Here is a 14,997-nt window from a genome sequence, read left to right as displayed (position 1 = left end):
CGCTCAAGCCGCGAAGAAACCGCGCAGCAGCTTTTCCGCCCGCTCGGGCTCGTCGCGATAGACGCCGTGGCCGGCATTCTCGAAGAGCTCGAGCCGCCGCACGCCCACCGGCAGCGCGTCGAAGATCTCGCGCGCGCAACTCACCGGCGTGATCGGATCGTAGCCGCCGGCCAGCACCAGCGCGGGGCAGGTCACCTTCGCGAGACCGGGACGCATATCCATCGTCAGCATCTCGCCCAGCGAGAAATAGCGCGTCACCTGCGGCTTCATGATGGCGCGGCGGCGCGCCGCCGCCTGGTCGGCGGCCGGCGTGTTCGGCGGATTGTAGAGCGGCATGCACACCCGTATGTAGTCGGCGAAGGCCGCGTCGTCGGGCTTCAGCCAGAACGCCTCGGCGATCCGGCGCGCCTCCTTGCCGCCGCGCGATTCCAGGATGGCGAAGGTCTCGTCCAGATGGATGCGCGCCGCGGTCGAGGAGAACACCACCTTGGACGCATGCCCGGGATGGCGGATCGCATAGGCGATGGCCACCATGCCGCCGAAGGACTGGCCGAACACCAAGGGCTTCTCGATGCCGAGGACGTCGCACAGCCCTTTCACGTCGTCGCCCCATTGGGCGAGGTTCCAGGTCGCGGGTTCGCCGCCCGAGCGTCCGTTGCCGCGATGGTCGATATAGATCACCTGATGCGTGTCGGCGAAGCGGTCGAAATAGGGCCGCATGGTCGAATGATCGAAGCCCGGCCCGCCATGCATCACGATCAGCGACGGCTTCTCCGCCATCCGCTCGCTCTCGGGCGAAAGCTTGGCGCCGACCGTGTCGAAGAAGAGGCGTGCGCCGTTGACGGTGACGAACATGGAGGCTCCGTTTCGATGGGGCGCCACCCTAGCGCCTTTCCGCCGCGAAATCCGGCCGCCACCGTCGTCTTCCACGCGCTTCCCCCGTGATCGCGCCAGTTCGCGGCGGTCGTCCGGCAGCGGCAAAGCGCGATGCGGCCGGACGCCGGCGCCGGCGAGATCTGTCCAGTTCACTTGACATATCGGTCCGCGATATGTCATGTTTCCTTGTCTTTTCGACAAGGACACTTGATATGCGATATTCCTGGAAGGGCTATTGGGGCGCTGCGTCGGCGGCGATCGGCATCCTCCTGCTTGGCCTGTTCGTCATCGCGCATGCCATGCCGCCCGGCGTGTCGTGGTCGAAGGCCGCCGCCTTCGCGATCCTGACCATGGGCTGCGCCTCGCTGGGGTTCGTCGCCTACCGCTACGCGGACGAGGTGATGCTTCAGACCCACAAGACCGCGTGGTTCTGGGGGAGCCTGGGCGCCGTGGTCGCGATGGTTCCGGCCATGATCGTCCTGAGTTGGCACCTGGTGCCCTTCCCGTTACTGCCGGCGCGCCTGGATCATCCGCAAATCTATTTTGTCCTGGGCATGGAATGCCTACTCGTGGCCCAGCTCATGGGATTTCTGGCGGTGGGCGCCTATCGGCGTTGGCTGGGATGAAGAACCGCCTTCGCGTCCTGCGCGCCGAAAAGGGCTGGAGCCAGGCCGAGCTCGCCGAGCGCCTCGGCGTCGCCCGCCAGAGCGTCAACGCCGTCGAAACGGGCAAGTTCGATCCGTCGCTGCCGCTCGCCTTCCGCATCGCCCGGCTGTTCGGCCAGCCGGTGGAGGCGATCTTCGAGGACGGGATCGATCCCGATCGCACCTGACGGCGGTTTCGGCCTCGCGCGCCGCCGCGTTGCCCGTCCCACTCGCGGTTCCTAAGATGCCCACCAGAGATATAGGAGGAACGCCCCATGCTCGGGCAGATGCAGGACTGGCCTTTGCTGGTCCACAAGATCATCGACCATGCCGCGATCTGGCATGGCGACCGCGAGATCGTCAGCCGCTCGGTCGAAGGGCCGATCCACCGCACCACCTATGGCGAGATCGCCACGCGGTCGCGCAAGGTGGCCGAGGTGCTCGACCGGCTCGGCATCCGGCCCGGCGACCGGGTCGCGACGCTGGCCTGGAACACCTGGCGGCATCTGGAGACCTGGTACGGCATCACCGGCGTCGGCGCGGTCTATCACACGCTGAACCCGCGCCTGTTCCCCGACCAGCTCGTCTACATCGCCAACCACGCCGAGGACAAAGTCCTGTTCTTCGACATCACCTTCGCCGATCTGGTGGCGCAGCTCGCGCCCAGACTGCCCAAGGTCGAGCTCTATGTCGCGCTGACCGACGCGGCGCACCTGCCGAAAGCCGCGATCCCCAACCTCGTGGCCTATGAGGAGTTCATCGCCGGCGCCAGCGGCACCTACAAATGGAAGGAGGTCGACGAGAAGGATGCCTGCGGCCTCTGCTACACTTCCGGCACGACGGGCAATCCCAAGGGCGTGCTCTATTCCCACCGCTCCAACGTGCTGCACACGCTGATGGTGGCGCAGACCGACGCGCAGGGCCTCTCGGGCCGCGACGCCATCCTGCCCGTGGTGCCGATGTTCCATGCCAATGCCTGGGGCATCGCCTTCGTCGCGCCGATGGTCGGCGCCAAGCTGGTCATGCCGGGGCCGAAGATGGACGGCAATTCGATCTGCGAGCTTTTGACCGACGAAGTGGTGACGATGACCGCGGCGGTGCCGACCGTGTGGCTGGCGCTGCTGCAATATCTCGAACAGACCGGCAAGACGCTGCCGCACATGAAGCGCGTGCTGATCGGCGGCGCGGCCTGCCCGCGCTCGATGATCGAGACCTTCGAGACCAAATACGGCGTGCAGGTGATCCATGCCTGGGGCATGACCGAGATGAGCCCGTGCGGCACGCTCGGCACCCTCAAGCCGCACATCGCGGAGCTGCCCTACGACAAGCAGCTCGACTACAAAGCCAAGCAGGGCCATCCGGTGTTCGGCGTCGAGATGAAGATCACCGACGACGCCGGCAACACCCTGCCGCATGACGGCAAGGCGTTCGGGCGCCTGAAGGTGCGCGGGCCGGCGGTCGCGTCCGGCTATTTCCGCGGCGAAGGCGCCGAGGCGTTCGACGCCGAGGGCTGGTTCGACACCGGCGATGTCGCCACCATCGATCCGGAAGGCTATATGACCATCACCGACCGCTCCAAGGACGTGATCAAGTCGGGCGGCGAATGGATCTCCTCCATCGAGATCGAGAACATCGCGGTCGGCCATCCGAGCGTGGCCGAGGCCGCGGTGATCGGCGTGCGCCATCCCAAATGGGACGAAAGGCCGCTGCTGATCGTGGTGCTCAAGCCCGGCAAGACCGCGACGGGGGAGGAGATTCTGGATTATCTGAAGGGCAGGATCGCTAAGTGGTGGATGCCGGACGACGTGCAGTTCGTGGCCGACATCCCGCACACCGCCACCGGCAAGATCCAGAAGACGGCGCTGCGCGAACAGTTCACCGCCTATCGCCTGCCCACCGCCGCGGAGTAGCCTGACGCCCCATGCGATCCCAACGTGCCGCGGCCCTCGTCTCGCTTGTGTGTTTCGTGCCGGGCGCGGTCGTCGCGCTCGGCGCGTCCTACGGCACGCGGCTGGGCTGGTGGGACTATGCGACGGGGCTGAAGATTCTGGCGCCGGGGTTCCTGCTGGCCCTCGCCGGCGCCGTGATCGGCGGGCTGTGGCTGGCGCGCGCGCTCGGCGGCAACAACAGCGCCGGATGGAAATTCGGCGTGCTGGGGCTGGCGGGCTCGCTCCTGGTGGTGTTCGTGCCGCTCAACCAGCTTCGGCTGACGCTGTTCTCGCCGCCGATCCACGATGTTTCGACCAATCCGGAATTTCCGCCGCTGTTCGTGGCGCTGCTGCCGCTGCGGGCCGGCGCCGAAAACGGCCCGGACTATGACGGCGCCAACATCATCACGGTCGGCGGCAAGCGCACCACCGTGGCGGCGGCGCAGAAGAAGGCCTATCCCGACATCAAGCCCTATTGCGTGCTGCTGGGCGCGGTGAACCAGCACAAGCAGGCGACGCTGTTCTGGCGCGCCTTCCAGCGCGCCAAGGATTTGGGCTTCGCCATCGTCGCCTTCGACGAGAAGGACGGCACGATCGAGGCGGTGCATACCAGCTTCTGGTTCGGCCTCAAGCAGGACGTCGCGATCCGCGTGCGGGAAGCCGGCAAGTACGGCGCCTGCCTCGACATCCGCGTCAAGAGCCGCACCGGCGTGAACGACGCCGGCGCCGCGGCGGCGCTGGTGCGCGGCTATCTGCAGGCGGTGCGGTAGGCTAGGCCGCGAACGTTCTTTCGAACGCCCGAAGTCCCGGCGGCGTGAACGTCACGGCGCGGCTGGTCCGCTCGCGCTTCGCCCAGCCCAGATCGTAGAGGCGGTCCAGCAGCGCGGCGCCGAGCGCCCCAGCGAGGTGGCTGCGGCGCGCGCTCCAATCCAAGCAATCCTTGCACAGCGCCCGGCGCGCCAGCCGCGCGGCGTCGAGATCGATGCCGAAGTCGCGGACGAAGGCTTCGCCCTTGCGCGACAACGCCAGTTCTTCACCGCGCCGCACCAGCAGGTCCCGCGCCAGCAATCCGTCGAACAGCGCCACGCCGAGATCGCCGGCCAGATGGTCGTAGCAGACCCGTGCCCGGCGCAGCGCCGGCTCGGCCGGGCCGGTGCGCGTGCGGCGGTGGCCGGTGCGATCGGCGAAGCGCAGCAGCGTCTCGAGCAGCGCCGCCGCCTCGGCGCCGGCGAGTGCGTAATAGGCATGGCGCCCCTGGCGGCGCGGCACGACCAGCCCGCCTTGCGTCAGCTTGGCAAGATGCGAGCTCGCGGTCTGCGCCGTGACACCGGCCTCGCGCGCCAATTCGCCGGCGGTCAGCGCCCGGCCGGCGAGCAGCGCGGTCAGCATATTGGCGCGGGCCGGATCGCCCAGCAGGGCGGCGACGGGCGCGATGTCGGGGCCGGATTTCATGGTTCGATCCTAGTCGAAGCATGGCGGCGCGTCCATGGCGTAGCCTTCGTCCATTCGAGGAGACCGCCATGACCGTGACCTGCTGCATCCGATACGTGCTCGATCCCTACAAGCGCGATGCGTTCGAGGCTTATGCCAAAAAATGGCTGACGATCATCCCGGCCTGCGGCGGCGATCTCGTGGGCTATTGGATGCCGCATGAGGGGACAGACAACATCGCGCTGGCGCTGATCTCGTTCGATAGCCTGGCGGCCTATGAGCAGTATCGCGCCCGGCTGAAGGCCGACGAAAACGCACTGGCGAATTTCCGCTTCGCGCAAGACGAATGCTTCATCCTGAGCGAGGAACGCAGCTTTCTGCGCAAGGTGGAATAACCTCTCCCGCTTGCGCGAGAGGTTACCGCCACATGCCATCCGTCATCACAAAGGCCGGCTTGGCCAGCGCCGCGAGATCGGCCGTGGGATCTCCGTTCACGGCGATGAGATCGGCGAGGAAGCCCTCCGCGACGCGGCCAAGATCGTTTTCGCGGCGCAGGATGCGCGCGTTCACCGCCGTCGCCGCCGTCAGCGCCTCGTCGGCGCTCATGCCGAGCCCGGCCATCGCGATCAGTTCGTCGAGATTGGTGCCATGCGCGAAGACGCCGACATCGCTGCCGCAGCCGATGACGACGCCGGCCTCGCGCGCCAGGCGGAACGCATTCGCCGCCTGCGCCATGCGCGGACTGGCGGGCCCGCCCGGCACATGATCGCCGCGATAGAGGCTGATCGATGTCGCCGCCATCAGCGTCGGCAACAGGGCGATGCCCTTCAGCCGCATCAGATCGAAAGTCGCCCGCGTGCCGCCATAGCCATGCTCGATCGTATCGACGCCGGCGATCGCCGAACGACGCATGCCTTCGTCGCTGGTCGCATGGCTCGCCACCGGCCGGCCGAGCGAATGAGCCGCGTCGCAGGCGGCGCGCATCTCGTCGATGGAGAAGGTCGGCACCGTCTCGCCGTCCGGCCCGGCGCGGTAATCGGCATAGAGCTTGATCCAGTCCGCGCCATGCGCCGCCTGGTGGCGCACCGCGCGCACGACCGCGTCGATGCCGCTCGCTTCCTCGGCGCCTTGTGGAAAGCAGCAATCGGGACGGAAATTGCGCCGCGCCGGGCCGTAGGAGCCGGTGGCGACGATGGCCGGCCCGGCCACGAGCAGGCGCGGGCCGGGCGTCAGCCCTTCCGCGATGGCGCGCTTCAGGGCGACATCGGCATAGCCGGCGCCCTCGGTGCCGAGATCGCGCAGCGTCGTGAAGCCCGCCGCCAGCGTCGCCCGCGCATGGTTCACCGCGCGCACGGTGCGATAGGCCTCGGCCTCCTTCAGCACCTGATCGTCCCATGGCGTCTCGTTGTAGGGATGCAGGAAGAGATGCGAATGCAGATCCATCAGCCCGGGCAGCAGCGTGCAGCCGGGAAGTTCGACGACCTGATCCGCCACCCCGATCTCGCCGCGCGGCGCGATGCGGGCGATGCGGTTGCCCTCGACCAGAACGGACAGCCCCTCGCGCACGCCGTCGCCGGCGCTCCACAGGCGGGCGGAATGCAGCGCGATGCTCACGCGGCGAGGCGCCAAATGCCGCCGGTGTTCACGACCCGGCCCTCATGCTCCAGCTTGATCAGGTGCGCCAGCACCGAGCGCGACGCGGCGGGGTGCAGGCGCTTGTCGACATCGGCATACATGTGCTCGACCATGGCCGGGATCGTGTCGCGTCCGGCCGCGATGCTCGCCAGCACCTGGGCTTCGCGGTCCAGGCGATGCTCGCGATAGGCGGCGAGGAAGGGTCCCGGATCGCTCACCGGCGCGCCATGGGTCGGATAGAGGATGGCGTCGTCGCGGGCCTGGAGCTTTTCCACGCTCGCGATGTACTGCGCCATGTCGCCGTCGGGCGGCGTCACCACTGTGGTCGACCAGCCCATGATGTGATCGCCGGTGAAGAGGGCTTTCTCCTCGGCCAGCGCGTAGCACATATGGTTCGAGGTGTGGCCCGGCGTGTAGACGCATTCGAGGGTGAAGCCGTCGCCGCGCAGGATCTCGCCGTCGGTCACGCGGATGTCGGGCACGAAATCCATGTCGCCGCCGGCCTCGACTTTCGGTCCGTCGTCGCGGCCCGAGCCGTGCGGCCCGAAAGCATAGGTCGGCGCCCCCGACCATTGCTTGAGCGGCCCGGCCGCCGGCGAGTGATCGGTATGGGTGTGGGTGAGCAGGATGTGGCTGACGCGCCGGCCATCGAGGGCGCGCTTCAGCGCCTCGATGTGCTCGGGCAGGTCGGGGCCGGGATCGATCACCGCGACCTCCTTTCCGCCCACGATGTAGACGCCGGTGCCCATGAAGGTGAACGGCCCGGGATTGTTCGCGACGAGGCGGCTGATCCGCGGCGTCACCCGCACCTCCTCGCCATAACGTGGATCGAATTGCCGGACGAAGGGAATGGCCATCAGTCCTTGTTCTCCGTTTGCCCGCGCGCATCGAAGCGTTCCTTGCGCGCGATCGGCGCCGGGTGCGAGCGGTGCAGGATGCGCCCGAGCGTCTTGGGCCCGCGATGGGTGAAATGCTCCAGCATGTGGGAGAACCAGCGCACGCGATGGCGCATGCGCTGGATGGCGCGGCGCATGGTACGCGAATTCTCGATCAGGAACGCCAGGCCGGCGCCGAGCGGCAAAAGGCCGATCAGCGGCACCGGCACCGGCGTGACGCACAAGACGGCGCCGAAGATCGTCAGCACCCAACCCAGCGTCAATAGAAGCACCTTGCGCAAGCCGTTCCCGTCTGTCCCAGAGGCGCGCCATAGATGGGGGAGACCGGCCCTGGCCGCAACAGGCGGGGCGGGAAATATTATTTCAGCAGGGCCGCGAGCGGCGCGAAATCGCTGGTGCCGCGCGCCAGCGCGACGATGGGAACCTTCGGCGCGAAGCGCGCCAGCGTGGCCGCGGTCTCGCCCAGCGGCACGGCCGATCCGATGCTCTCGTTGAGGACCAGCGCCGCCACGTCGAGCTTCGCGGCGGCGATGACGCGGAGCGCCGTCAGCGTATGGCTGAGCGTGCCCAGATAGGAACCGGCGACCAGGATCAGCGGCAGGCCGAGCGCGCCCGCCCAGTCGAGCACGGTGTGCGTGCCGTCGAGCGGCACCATGATCCCGCCGACGCCCTCGATGAACAGCGTGCCAGTGTTCGCCGCCATGCCCGCGCGGCAGAATTGGACCAGCGCGGCGAAGTCGATGGCGCGGCCCTCGCGCGCCGCCGCCATGTCCGGCGAGAGCGGGGCGGCGAACCGCCAGGGCGCCAGCCGCGCCACGGCATCGGGCGTCGCCACCTCGCCCAGCGCGTCAAGCAGCGCACCGGGATCGCTCGCGACGGCCGATGCGTCGTCATAGCCGCTGACCAGTGGCTTGAGCGCGGCGACGGGTTTTCCCAGCCTGCGCAGATGGCGGATCAGGCCGGCGGTGACGAAGGTCTTGCCGATATCGGTGCCGGTGGCGGTCACGAAGTACGCGCTCATGCCAGAACCCGCTCGCGCAGCACGCGGGCGAGCCGGGCGATCTCGTCTCGCGGATGGCCGGCGGTGAACGCCAGGCGCAGCCGCGCCGTCCCGGCCGGCACCGTCGGCGGGCGGATCGCGGTGACCAGGAAGCCCTCTTCTTCCAGCAATGCGGAGGCGTCCAGCGCGGCGCGCTCGGCGCCCAGCACGATCGGCACGATAGGGCTTTGCGCCGGCGCAAGATCGAGCAGGCGCGTGAACTCTCTCGCATTTTGCAATGGCCGCGTGGCAAGCGCGGGGTCGGCGGCGATCACCTCCAGCGCGGCGATGGCGGCGGCGACGCTGGCCGGCGGCAAGGCGGTCGAATAGATCAGCGTGCGGGCGCGGGTCTTCACCAGGTCGATCACCGGGCGCGAGGCGCACAGATAGCCGCCATAGGATCCCAGCGCCTTGGACAGCGTGCCCATCTGAAGCTCGGCGCGCGCGTCAGGCTCGACCACGGCGAGGCCATGCGCGTCATCCGTCATCAGCCAGGCATCGTGGCTGCGCGCCAGCGCCGACAAGCCGGCGACGGGCGCCAGATCGCCGTCCATCGAGAACACCGTGTCGGTCACGATCATCGCGTGGGCGTGCGCCGCGCGATGAGCATGCAGCAAGTCCTCGGCGTGACCGGCGTCGTTGTGGCGGAAGGTCAGGACCTTCGCGTGCGACAGGCGTGCCCCGGCCCACAGGCAGGAATGCGCCAGCTCGTCGACCAGCAGCAGGTCGCCCTTGCCGACCAGCGCCGGCACGATCCCGGCATTGGCGAGATAGCCGGAGCCGAACACGCAGGCGGCCTTGGTTCCCTTCAGCCGCGCCAGCCGCGTCTCCAGCTCGGCATGCAGCGGGTGGTTGCCGGTGACGAGGCGCGAGGCGCCCGCGCCGGCGCCGTGGCGCTCGACCGCCGCGATGGCGGCGGTCTTCACCGCCGGATGCCGCGCCAGGTTGAGATAGTCGTTGCACGAGAAGGACAGCAGCAGCAGCCCGCCGCGCGTCACCCACACCCCGTCTTCCCGCGCGGTTTCGGCGAGCGTGCGCCGCCGCTGCGCCGCTTCGAGTTGCGCGAGTTTTTCGAGGGCGAAGGCGTCGAGGGTGGACATAAGAACTCCCCCTCTCCCCCTTTTGGGGAGAGGGTCGGGGTGAGGGGGTGGCGATGTCGATAACGGATGACGCCGCTTTGCGGTAGTGCTTATACAGACGCGATGACCGATCCCTCCTGGTACACCGCCGGCCTGCCGCATATCTGGCTGCCCTATACGCAGATGAAAACCGCGCGGCCGCCGCTGGCGGCGGACCGCACCCACGGCACGCGCATCGTGCTCGCCGACGGGCGCGAGCTGGTCGACGGTATCGCGAGCTGGTGGACCGCCGTGCACGGCTACAACCATCCGCACATCGCCGGCGCCATCGCCGCCCAGGCGGCGAAGATGCCCCATGTCATGCTGGGCGGGCTGGTGCACGAGCAGGCCCTGACGCTGGCGACGCGGCTCTGCGCCGTGGCGCCCGGCGGCATGGCGCGAGCGTTCTTCTCCGATTCCGGCTCGGTCGCGGTCGAGGTCGCGATGAAGATGGCGGTGCAGTACTGGCTGAACCGGAACATCCGTGGACGGACGAAGTTCCTCGCCTTCCGCGGCGGCTATCACGGCGACACCATCGGCACGATGGCGGTGTGCGATCCCGACGAGGGCATGCACAGCCATTTCGCCGGCCTCCTGCCGCAGCACCATGTGATCGGCTTGCCGCGCGACGAGGAGTCAACCGCCGCCTTCGATACTTTCCTCGAACGCCACGCCCACGAGTTGGCCGCCATCCTGGTCGAGCCGCTGGTCCAAGGCGCCGGCGGCATGCTGTTCCACGACGAGCATGTGCTGCGCCGCCTGCGCGCGGCGGCCGACAAATACGAATTGCTGCTGATCTTCGACGAGATCTTCACCGGCTTCGGCCGTACCGGCGCGATGTTCGCCTGCGAAGCCGCGCAGGTGGCGCCCGACATCATGACGGTCGGCAAGGCGCTCACCGGCGGCGCGCTGCCGCTTGCCGCGACGCTTGCCACCGCCAAGGTGTTCGACGCCTTCTGGTCCGACGATCCGGCGCACGCGCTGATGCACGGGCCGACCTATATGGGCAATGCGCTCGCCTGCGCCGCGGCCAACGCCTCGCTCGATCTGTTCGAGGCGGAGAACCGCCTGATGCAGGCCGTCGATATCGGCGCTGGCCTGACCAAGGGGCTCGGGCCGTGCCTTAGCATGAAGCGCGTCAGGGACGTGCGGGTGCGCGGCGCCATCGGCGTCGTCGAGCTCGATGCCATCGACGATCTCAACGGATTGAAGGCGCGGCTGGTCGAGCAGGGCGTCTGGGTGCGGCCCTTCCGCAACATCGTCTACCTGACCCCGGCGCTGACCATCGGCGAGGACGATTTGGCGACGTTGACGCGCGCCATCGTGCGCGTCCTCGGCGATTGACTCACGCGGAGCCGCGGAGGACGCGGCGCTCCGCGTTCTCCGCGGCTCCGCGCGAATCCTTTCGCGGCGCTGCGCGCAATCGGACGGTATTTGCTTCCCTAACGGTCTGTTTGACCGAAATCGCGCTCCCACTTAACGTCCGGCGAAATTTCGGGGAGGCCCTCATGAAGCTCTACAATTCCATCGGACCCAATCCGCATGTCGTGCGCATGTTCCTGGCGGAGAAGGGAATCACACTTCCCATCCAGCAGCTCGATCTGATGAAGGGCGAGAACCGCCAGGAGGAGCACCTCAAGCGCAACCCGCACGGCCAGATGCCGACGCTCGAACTCGACAACGGCGGCTACATCTCCGAGATCACCGCGATCTGCGAATATATCGAGGACAAGAATCCGACGCCGGCGCTGATCGGCGCCACGCCGGAGGAGAAGGCCGAGACCCGCATGTGGACGCGCCGCGTCGATCTCAACATCTGCGAGCCGCTGGCCAACGGCTTCCGCTTCGGCGAAGGCCACGCCTTCTTCAAGGACCGTATCCCCACCGCGCCGGAGGCCTCCGCCGGCCTCAAGAAGATCGCCCAGGACCGCCTCAAATGGCTCGACGGCCAGCTCGCGGGGAAAAAGTTCCTGTGCGGGGACCGCTTCACCCTCGCCGATATCCTGCTGTTCGGTTTCCTCGGCTTCGGCGCCGCGGTCGGCCAGCCGATCAATCCGGACTATAAGAACCTCGTCGCCTGGTTCGAGCGCGTGAAGGCGCGGCCGTCCGCCACGGCCTGATGCCGGAAACCGGAAAGTTCCGGTGTTAAGCATGTGACGAGAATTCCCCTCATTTGAGGGGACGGAGATGCTTAACATGCGGGCATGGGCGAAGACGAAATCGTGCGACGTCATACCGCGCGGAATATCTGGGCGGCGTGCATCGCGGTCCTGATCGGACCGGCGGTGATGGCTTGGATCGTGCGCCTCGTCGCGCTGGGGGCGCAATGCGCGCCGGGGCCGGAATTGTGCCGCGGCCTGGCGCTCGGCGGCGGCCTGCGCGATGCGCTCGGCCTCGCCTGGACGATCAATTCCAACTCCTTCGTCCTGCTCGCCATCGCCTTCGCGGCGACCATCGCAAGCCTGTTCGCGCGCCGTCCGCTCTGCGCGGCGCTCACCTTCCTGCTGCTGCCGCTGGCGGCGCTGATCGTGCCGATGGCGGTGGTGTTCACCGCGATGTATCCGGGCTGCACGGTGAGCGAGGCGGGGATCGGAAGCTGCACGCTGTGGGGCGCCGAGATGGGGATGAGCTTCCATGCCGCCGCCGCCGTGCAATGGCAGATCTACAGCTTCGTGCCCTACTCGTTCTCGCTCGCGCTGATGCTGGGCGTGATCGGGCTGTTCCTGATGCGCACGCGGCCGATCGGCCACGCCATCGCCAACCCGCACCGCCTGCCCGACGAGCGTTTCGACAGCGAGTAGGATTCGTCAATACGCCTTGCCGTCCAGGGCGCGGACGAAGCCGCCGATCGTGCGGTAGAGATACCAGATCACGAAGATGACGCCGGCGAGCCACAGAAGCGGCACCAGCGCGGCGAGGCCGCCGACCAGCGACGGCGGCGGATTGCCGTTGGTCGCGATCAGCGAGAAGACCAGCGTCGACAGCGCCGGCAGGATCAGCGCCAGCGCGGCGCAGGCCACCACCACGCCGATCCAGAACACCCAGATGAGATTGCGCAGATGGCCTTCCCAGATCGTGCCCCGCGCCTCGTCGCGCTTGAGGTAGGCGAGGATGACGCCGGCGATCGCGGTGACGCCGTTGACCAGCGCCAGCAGGAACAGCCCATAGGCAATCAGGACGACGACGCGCAATTCGCCTCGCGCCGGGACCTCAGACATAGGGTCTCGACTCGATGGCCGCGACCAGGCCCTTGATGGTGCGATAGAGGAAATAGATGAAAGCCGCGCCGATCACGAAGATGCCGACCACGATCCAGGCGGTCGCCACGCCGACCACGAACATGATGAGCCAGATCCAGAAGGCCTGGATCGCGTTGTTGAAATGGCTCTCCCAGATCGTGCCGCGGCTCTCGTCGCGCTTGATATAGGCCAGGATCACGCCGACCAGCCCGGCGAGGCCGCCGGTCACCACCGCGCCGATATAAAGCCCGTAGACGATGATCGCCAGCGTTCGCGTGTCGGTGGAGGGCGGTGCGGCGGCCGGTACGGCGGGTTGCGGTGCGGCGTCGCTCATCTGTTCATCCCCGGGAACCACTTGACACATGTGGGGTTTAAGAGCGTGGCCGTCAAGGATGCGGATCTCCATGCTGCAGCGCACACAAGGCGCGGCGGATCGGCTTCATAAGCCTGGGCCAAAGGTTTAGGCTAACCGCGCACTGAAAAGGACCCCCATTCCATGAAAGCCTTTGCCAAGCTCGCCGCTGCGGTGGCGTTCGCCGCTGCCTTGATCGGCGCTTCCGCCGCCCAGGCCTCCGACGAAACCGCCTTGCTGGCGCAAGCCAACCGCACCGTCGATCATTTCCGCAGCGACCCCGCTTTCGCGCAGGCCGCCCGCATGATCCACACCGCCCGCGCCGTGCTGATCGTGCCCCGCCTGGTCAAGGGCGGCTTCATCTTCGGCGCCGAAGGCGGCGACGGCGTGCTCTTGCGGCGCAGCGGCCGGACCTGGAGTTCGCCCGCTTTCTTCTCGCTGGCCTCGGCCTCGTTCGGCCTGCAGATCGGCCTGCAGCAGGCGGAGCTGGTGATGATCATCATGACCGAGCGCGGCCTGCGCGGCATCCAGCAGGGCGAGACCAAGCTCGGCGCCGGCGCTGGGCTGACCGTCGTGACGCTGAGTTCGGCGGCCGAGGGCGCCACCACGGTGCGCGGCGGCGATATCGTGGTGTGGAGCTCGGGCACCGGCGCCTATGGCGGGCTGACCTTCAACGGCTCGGTGGTGAAGGCGAACGATGACTCGAACGCCGATTTCTACGGCCGCGGCGCGACCGTGTCGGCGATCCTCGCCAACCGCTACAGCAAGCCGGGAACGCGCGCGCTGCAGCGCAATCTCGCGACCGTCTGGTAGGATGAAAACGATGAGAGCACGCGATGTGCTGAGCGGGGCCGCGATCGCGGCCCTGCTGCTCGCGCCGCTGCCAGTGCTGGCGGCCGACGCGGCGGGCGAGATCGTCACGGCCGGCACCCATGCCGGCCTGGCGAGCAAGGCCTCCGATCTTGCGGGCACGCAGATGCACCTGCATCACGCGCTGAACTGCCTGGTCGGGCCGGGTGGCCCCGGCTTCGATCCGAAGAACCTGAACCCGTGCGCCAATTCGGGCGCCGGCGCCATTCCCGACACCACCGACGCGGCGAAGAAGACGGCGCTGGAAGCGGCGGCCGATACCGTGCGCGCCGGTCTCGCGGCGACCGATCTTGCGACCGCGCAGAAGGACGCCGCCGACGTGGCGACGGCCCTGGCGGCGGTGAAGTAAATTCCACCCTCTCCTTGTGGGAGGGTGAACTCCGAAATCACACCGGATTGAGCGCGCCGGTGCTCAGCAGCAGCGTGAACAGGCGGCGCAGGTTCTGGGCCTGCGGCTCCAGCGACGCGATATAGGTCCGGTGGCGGTTGAGGTCGGGCCGCGCCCGCAATCCGCCCGGCAGCTCGACCACCCAGCCTTTTTCGATCAGCTTGCCCACCTTGCGCCGGACCGTCTCGCGTGGCAGCCCGGTGGCGCGCGCCAGCGCCATGCGGTTGCTCAGAAGCGTGTGCTCGGGCGGGATCGTCGTCTGGTAGCTGCCATAGGCCTTGCGCAGCTTGGGATCGCTCATGACCTTCTCCGAATTGCGGTTGGAGATGCTGATGAACAGGATCGCCGCCTCGTAATCGTGGTCGAACACCTCGCTCATGCCTTCGGCCGAGCGCAGGATGAACTCCGCCACGCAATGGGCGATGAACCGCGAATAGGGATGATCGCGCACCGACGGTCCGGGCTCGGGAAGCAGATCGTCCGGCGTGGCGTCCTTGCGGATGACGCGTTTGGAACGCGGCGGTTTGGTTTCCTGCATGTCCCTGCCTCCAGCCGAACGCGAGCCGTGGTGCCGCGCGCTC

The 14,997-nt window shown here is 68.0% G+C and carries 20 protein-coding genes; 10 read left to right on the top strand and 10 right to left on the bottom strand.

Annotated elements, in window-relative coordinates; all coding sequences use genetic code 11:
• Positions 1 to 3: 3 nt before the first annotated feature.
• A complete protein-coding gene (locus WDM86_12600) occupies positions 4 to 855 on the bottom strand; it encodes an alpha/beta hydrolase (GenBank protein MEI9990871.1) in 852 nt (283 codons plus the stop codon).
• A gap of 233 nt (positions 856 to 1,088) precedes the next feature.
• Between WDM86_12600 and WDM86_12595 the strand changes: the two genes are divergently transcribed.
• The 4 genes from WDM86_12595 to WDM86_12580 all read left to right on the top strand — a co-directional run bounded on the left by WDM86_12595 (position 1,089) and on the right by WDM86_12580 (position 4,218).
• Positions 1,089 to 1,502, top strand: a complete 414-nt coding sequence (locus WDM86_12595; GenBank protein ID MEI9990870.1) for a hypothetical protein — start codon at positions 1,089 to 1,091, stop codon at positions 1,500 to 1,502.
• Positions 1,499 to 1,708, top strand: coding sequence for a helix-turn-helix transcriptional regulator (locus tag WDM86_12590; protein MEI9990869.1), 210 nt, complete (start codon positions 1,499 to 1,501; stop codon positions 1,706 to 1,708). Before WDM86_12595 ends, WDM86_12590 begins: the two co-directional genes overlap by 4 nt.
• 87 nt (positions 1,709 to 1,795) lie before the next feature.
• On the top strand, positions 1,796 to 3,430 hold the full coding sequence (locus WDM86_12585; GenBank protein MEI9990868.1) for a 3-(methylthio)propionyl-CoA ligase: 1,635 nt from the start codon (positions 1,796 to 1,798) through the stop codon (positions 3,428 to 3,430).
• Between the two features lie 11 nt (positions 3,431 to 3,441).
• On the top strand, positions 3,442 to 4,218 hold the full coding sequence (locus WDM86_12580) for a DUF1499 domain-containing protein (GenBank protein ID MEI9990867.1): 777 nt from the start codon (positions 3,442 to 3,444) through the stop codon (positions 4,216 to 4,218).
• Position 4,219: 1 nt separating this feature from the next.
• Here the strand turns inward: WDM86_12580 and WDM86_12575 are convergent, their stop codons facing one another.
• Positions 4,220 to 4,900 carry a helix-turn-helix domain-containing protein gene (locus tag WDM86_12575; protein ID MEI9990866.1) on the bottom strand — a complete coding sequence of 227 codons (681 nt, stop codon included), beginning with the start codon at positions 4,898 to 4,900 and terminating at the stop codon, positions 4,220 to 4,222.
• 68 nt (positions 4,901 to 4,968) lie between these two features.
• Here WDM86_12575 and WDM86_12570 point away from each other — a divergent pair, with 68 nt between their 5' ends.
• Positions 4,969 to 5,274: an NIPSNAP family protein gene (locus WDM86_12570; protein MEI9990865.1), complete on the top strand. Its 306-nt coding sequence runs from the start codon at positions 4,969 to 4,971 to the stop codon at positions 5,272 to 5,274.
• A 22-nt stretch (positions 5,275 to 5,296) separates the two neighbouring features.
• Here WDM86_12570 and WDM86_12565 read toward each other — a convergent pair whose 3' ends face one another.
• The 5 genes from WDM86_12565 to WDM86_12545 form a co-directional block, all read right to left on the bottom strand.
• Positions 5,297 to 6,493 (bottom strand): amidohydrolase family protein, encoded by a 1,197-nt coding sequence (locus WDM86_12565; GenBank protein ID MEI9990864.1) that lies wholly within the window; start codon positions 6,491 to 6,493, stop codon positions 5,297 to 5,299.
• Positions 6,490 to 7,371 carry an MBL fold metallo-hydrolase gene (locus tag WDM86_12560; GenBank protein MEI9990863.1) on the bottom strand — a complete coding sequence of 294 codons (882 nt, stop codon included), beginning with the start codon at positions 7,369 to 7,371 and terminating at the stop codon, positions 6,490 to 6,492. The genes WDM86_12565 and WDM86_12560 overlap by 4 nt, the downstream gene beginning before the upstream one ends.
• A complete protein-coding gene (locus WDM86_12555; protein MEI9990862.1) occupies positions 7,371 to 7,691 on the bottom strand; it encodes a hypothetical protein in 321 nt (106 codons plus the stop codon). The genes WDM86_12560 and WDM86_12555 overlap by 1 nt, the downstream gene beginning before the upstream one ends.
• Before the next feature lie 77 nt (positions 7,692 to 7,768).
• On the bottom strand, positions 7,769 to 8,431 hold the full coding sequence (bioD, locus tag WDM86_12550) for a dethiobiotin synthase (GenBank protein MEI9990861.1): 663 nt from the start codon (positions 8,429 to 8,431) through the stop codon (positions 7,769 to 7,771).
• Positions 8,428 to 9,549, bottom strand: coding sequence for an aminotransferase class I/II-fold pyridoxal phosphate-dependent enzyme (locus WDM86_12545; GenBank protein ID MEI9990860.1), 1,122 nt, complete (start codon positions 9,547 to 9,549; stop codon positions 8,428 to 8,430). The genes bioD and WDM86_12545 overlap by 4 nt, the downstream gene beginning before the upstream one ends.
• A 102-nt stretch (positions 9,550 to 9,651) precedes the next feature.
• On the opposite strand from WDM86_12545, the gene WDM86_12540 reads away from it, so the two are divergent.
• The 3 genes from WDM86_12540 to WDM86_12530 all read left to right on the top strand — a co-directional run bounded on the left by WDM86_12540 (position 9,652) and on the right by WDM86_12530 (position 12,368).
• Entirely contained in the window at positions 9,652 to 10,911 is a 1,260-nt protein-coding gene (locus WDM86_12540) for an adenosylmethionine--8-amino-7-oxononanoate transaminase (protein MEI9990859.1), read from the top strand.
• A gap of 164 nt (positions 10,912 to 11,075) precedes the next feature.
• Positions 11,076 to 11,687, top strand: a complete 612-nt coding sequence (locus WDM86_12535) for a glutathione S-transferase family protein (protein ID MEI9990858.1) — start codon at positions 11,076 to 11,078, stop codon at positions 11,685 to 11,687.
• A gap of 102 nt (positions 11,688 to 11,789) precedes the next feature.
• On the top strand, positions 11,790 to 12,368 hold the full coding sequence (locus WDM86_12530) for a hypothetical protein (GenBank protein ID MEI9990857.1): 579 nt from the start codon (positions 11,790 to 11,792) through the stop codon (positions 12,366 to 12,368).
• A 6-nt stretch (positions 12,369 to 12,374) separates the two neighbouring features.
• On the opposite strand, the gene WDM86_12525 is transcribed toward WDM86_12530, so the two are convergent.
• Together WDM86_12525 and WDM86_12520 are read right to left on the bottom strand one after the other, a co-directional pair.
• Positions 12,375 to 12,785, bottom strand: coding sequence for a hypothetical protein (locus tag WDM86_12525; protein MEI9990856.1), 411 nt, complete (start codon positions 12,783 to 12,785; stop codon positions 12,375 to 12,377).
• Positions 12,778 to 13,140, bottom strand: a complete 363-nt coding sequence (locus WDM86_12520) for a hypothetical protein (GenBank protein MEI9990855.1) — start codon at positions 13,138 to 13,140, stop codon at positions 12,778 to 12,780. The genes WDM86_12525 and WDM86_12520 overlap by 8 nt, the downstream gene beginning before the upstream one ends.
• A gap of 162 nt (positions 13,141 to 13,302) precedes the next feature.
• Between WDM86_12520 and WDM86_12515 the strand changes: the two genes are divergently transcribed.
• Both WDM86_12515 and WDM86_12510 read left to right on the top strand, forming a co-directional pair.
• Positions 13,303 to 13,971 carry a lipid-binding SYLF domain-containing protein gene (locus tag WDM86_12515; protein ID MEI9990854.1) on the top strand — a complete coding sequence of 223 codons (669 nt, stop codon included), beginning with the start codon at positions 13,303 to 13,305 and terminating at the stop codon, positions 13,969 to 13,971.
• Between the two features lie 10 nt (positions 13,972 to 13,981).
• Entirely contained in the window at positions 13,982 to 14,377 is a 396-nt protein-coding gene (locus WDM86_12510; protein ID MEI9990853.1) for a hypothetical protein, read from the top strand.
• A 37-nt stretch (positions 14,378 to 14,414) separates the two neighbouring features.
• Here WDM86_12510 and WDM86_12505 read toward each other — a convergent pair whose 3' ends face one another.
• On the bottom strand, positions 14,415 to 14,954 hold the full coding sequence (locus WDM86_12505; protein ID MEI9990852.1) for a hypothetical protein: 540 nt from the start codon (positions 14,952 to 14,954) through the stop codon (positions 14,415 to 14,417).
• Between the last annotated feature and the right edge of the window lie 43 nt (positions 14,955 to 14,997).

Source organism: Rhizomicrobium sp. (genome assembly GCA_037200045.1).
Taxonomy (GTDB): domain Bacteria; phylum Pseudomonadota; class Alphaproteobacteria; order Micropepsales; family Micropepsaceae; genus Rhizomicrobium.
The sequence above is the reverse complement of the archived record's forward strand: the minus strand, read 5'-3'. Positions and strand labels throughout refer to the sequence as shown.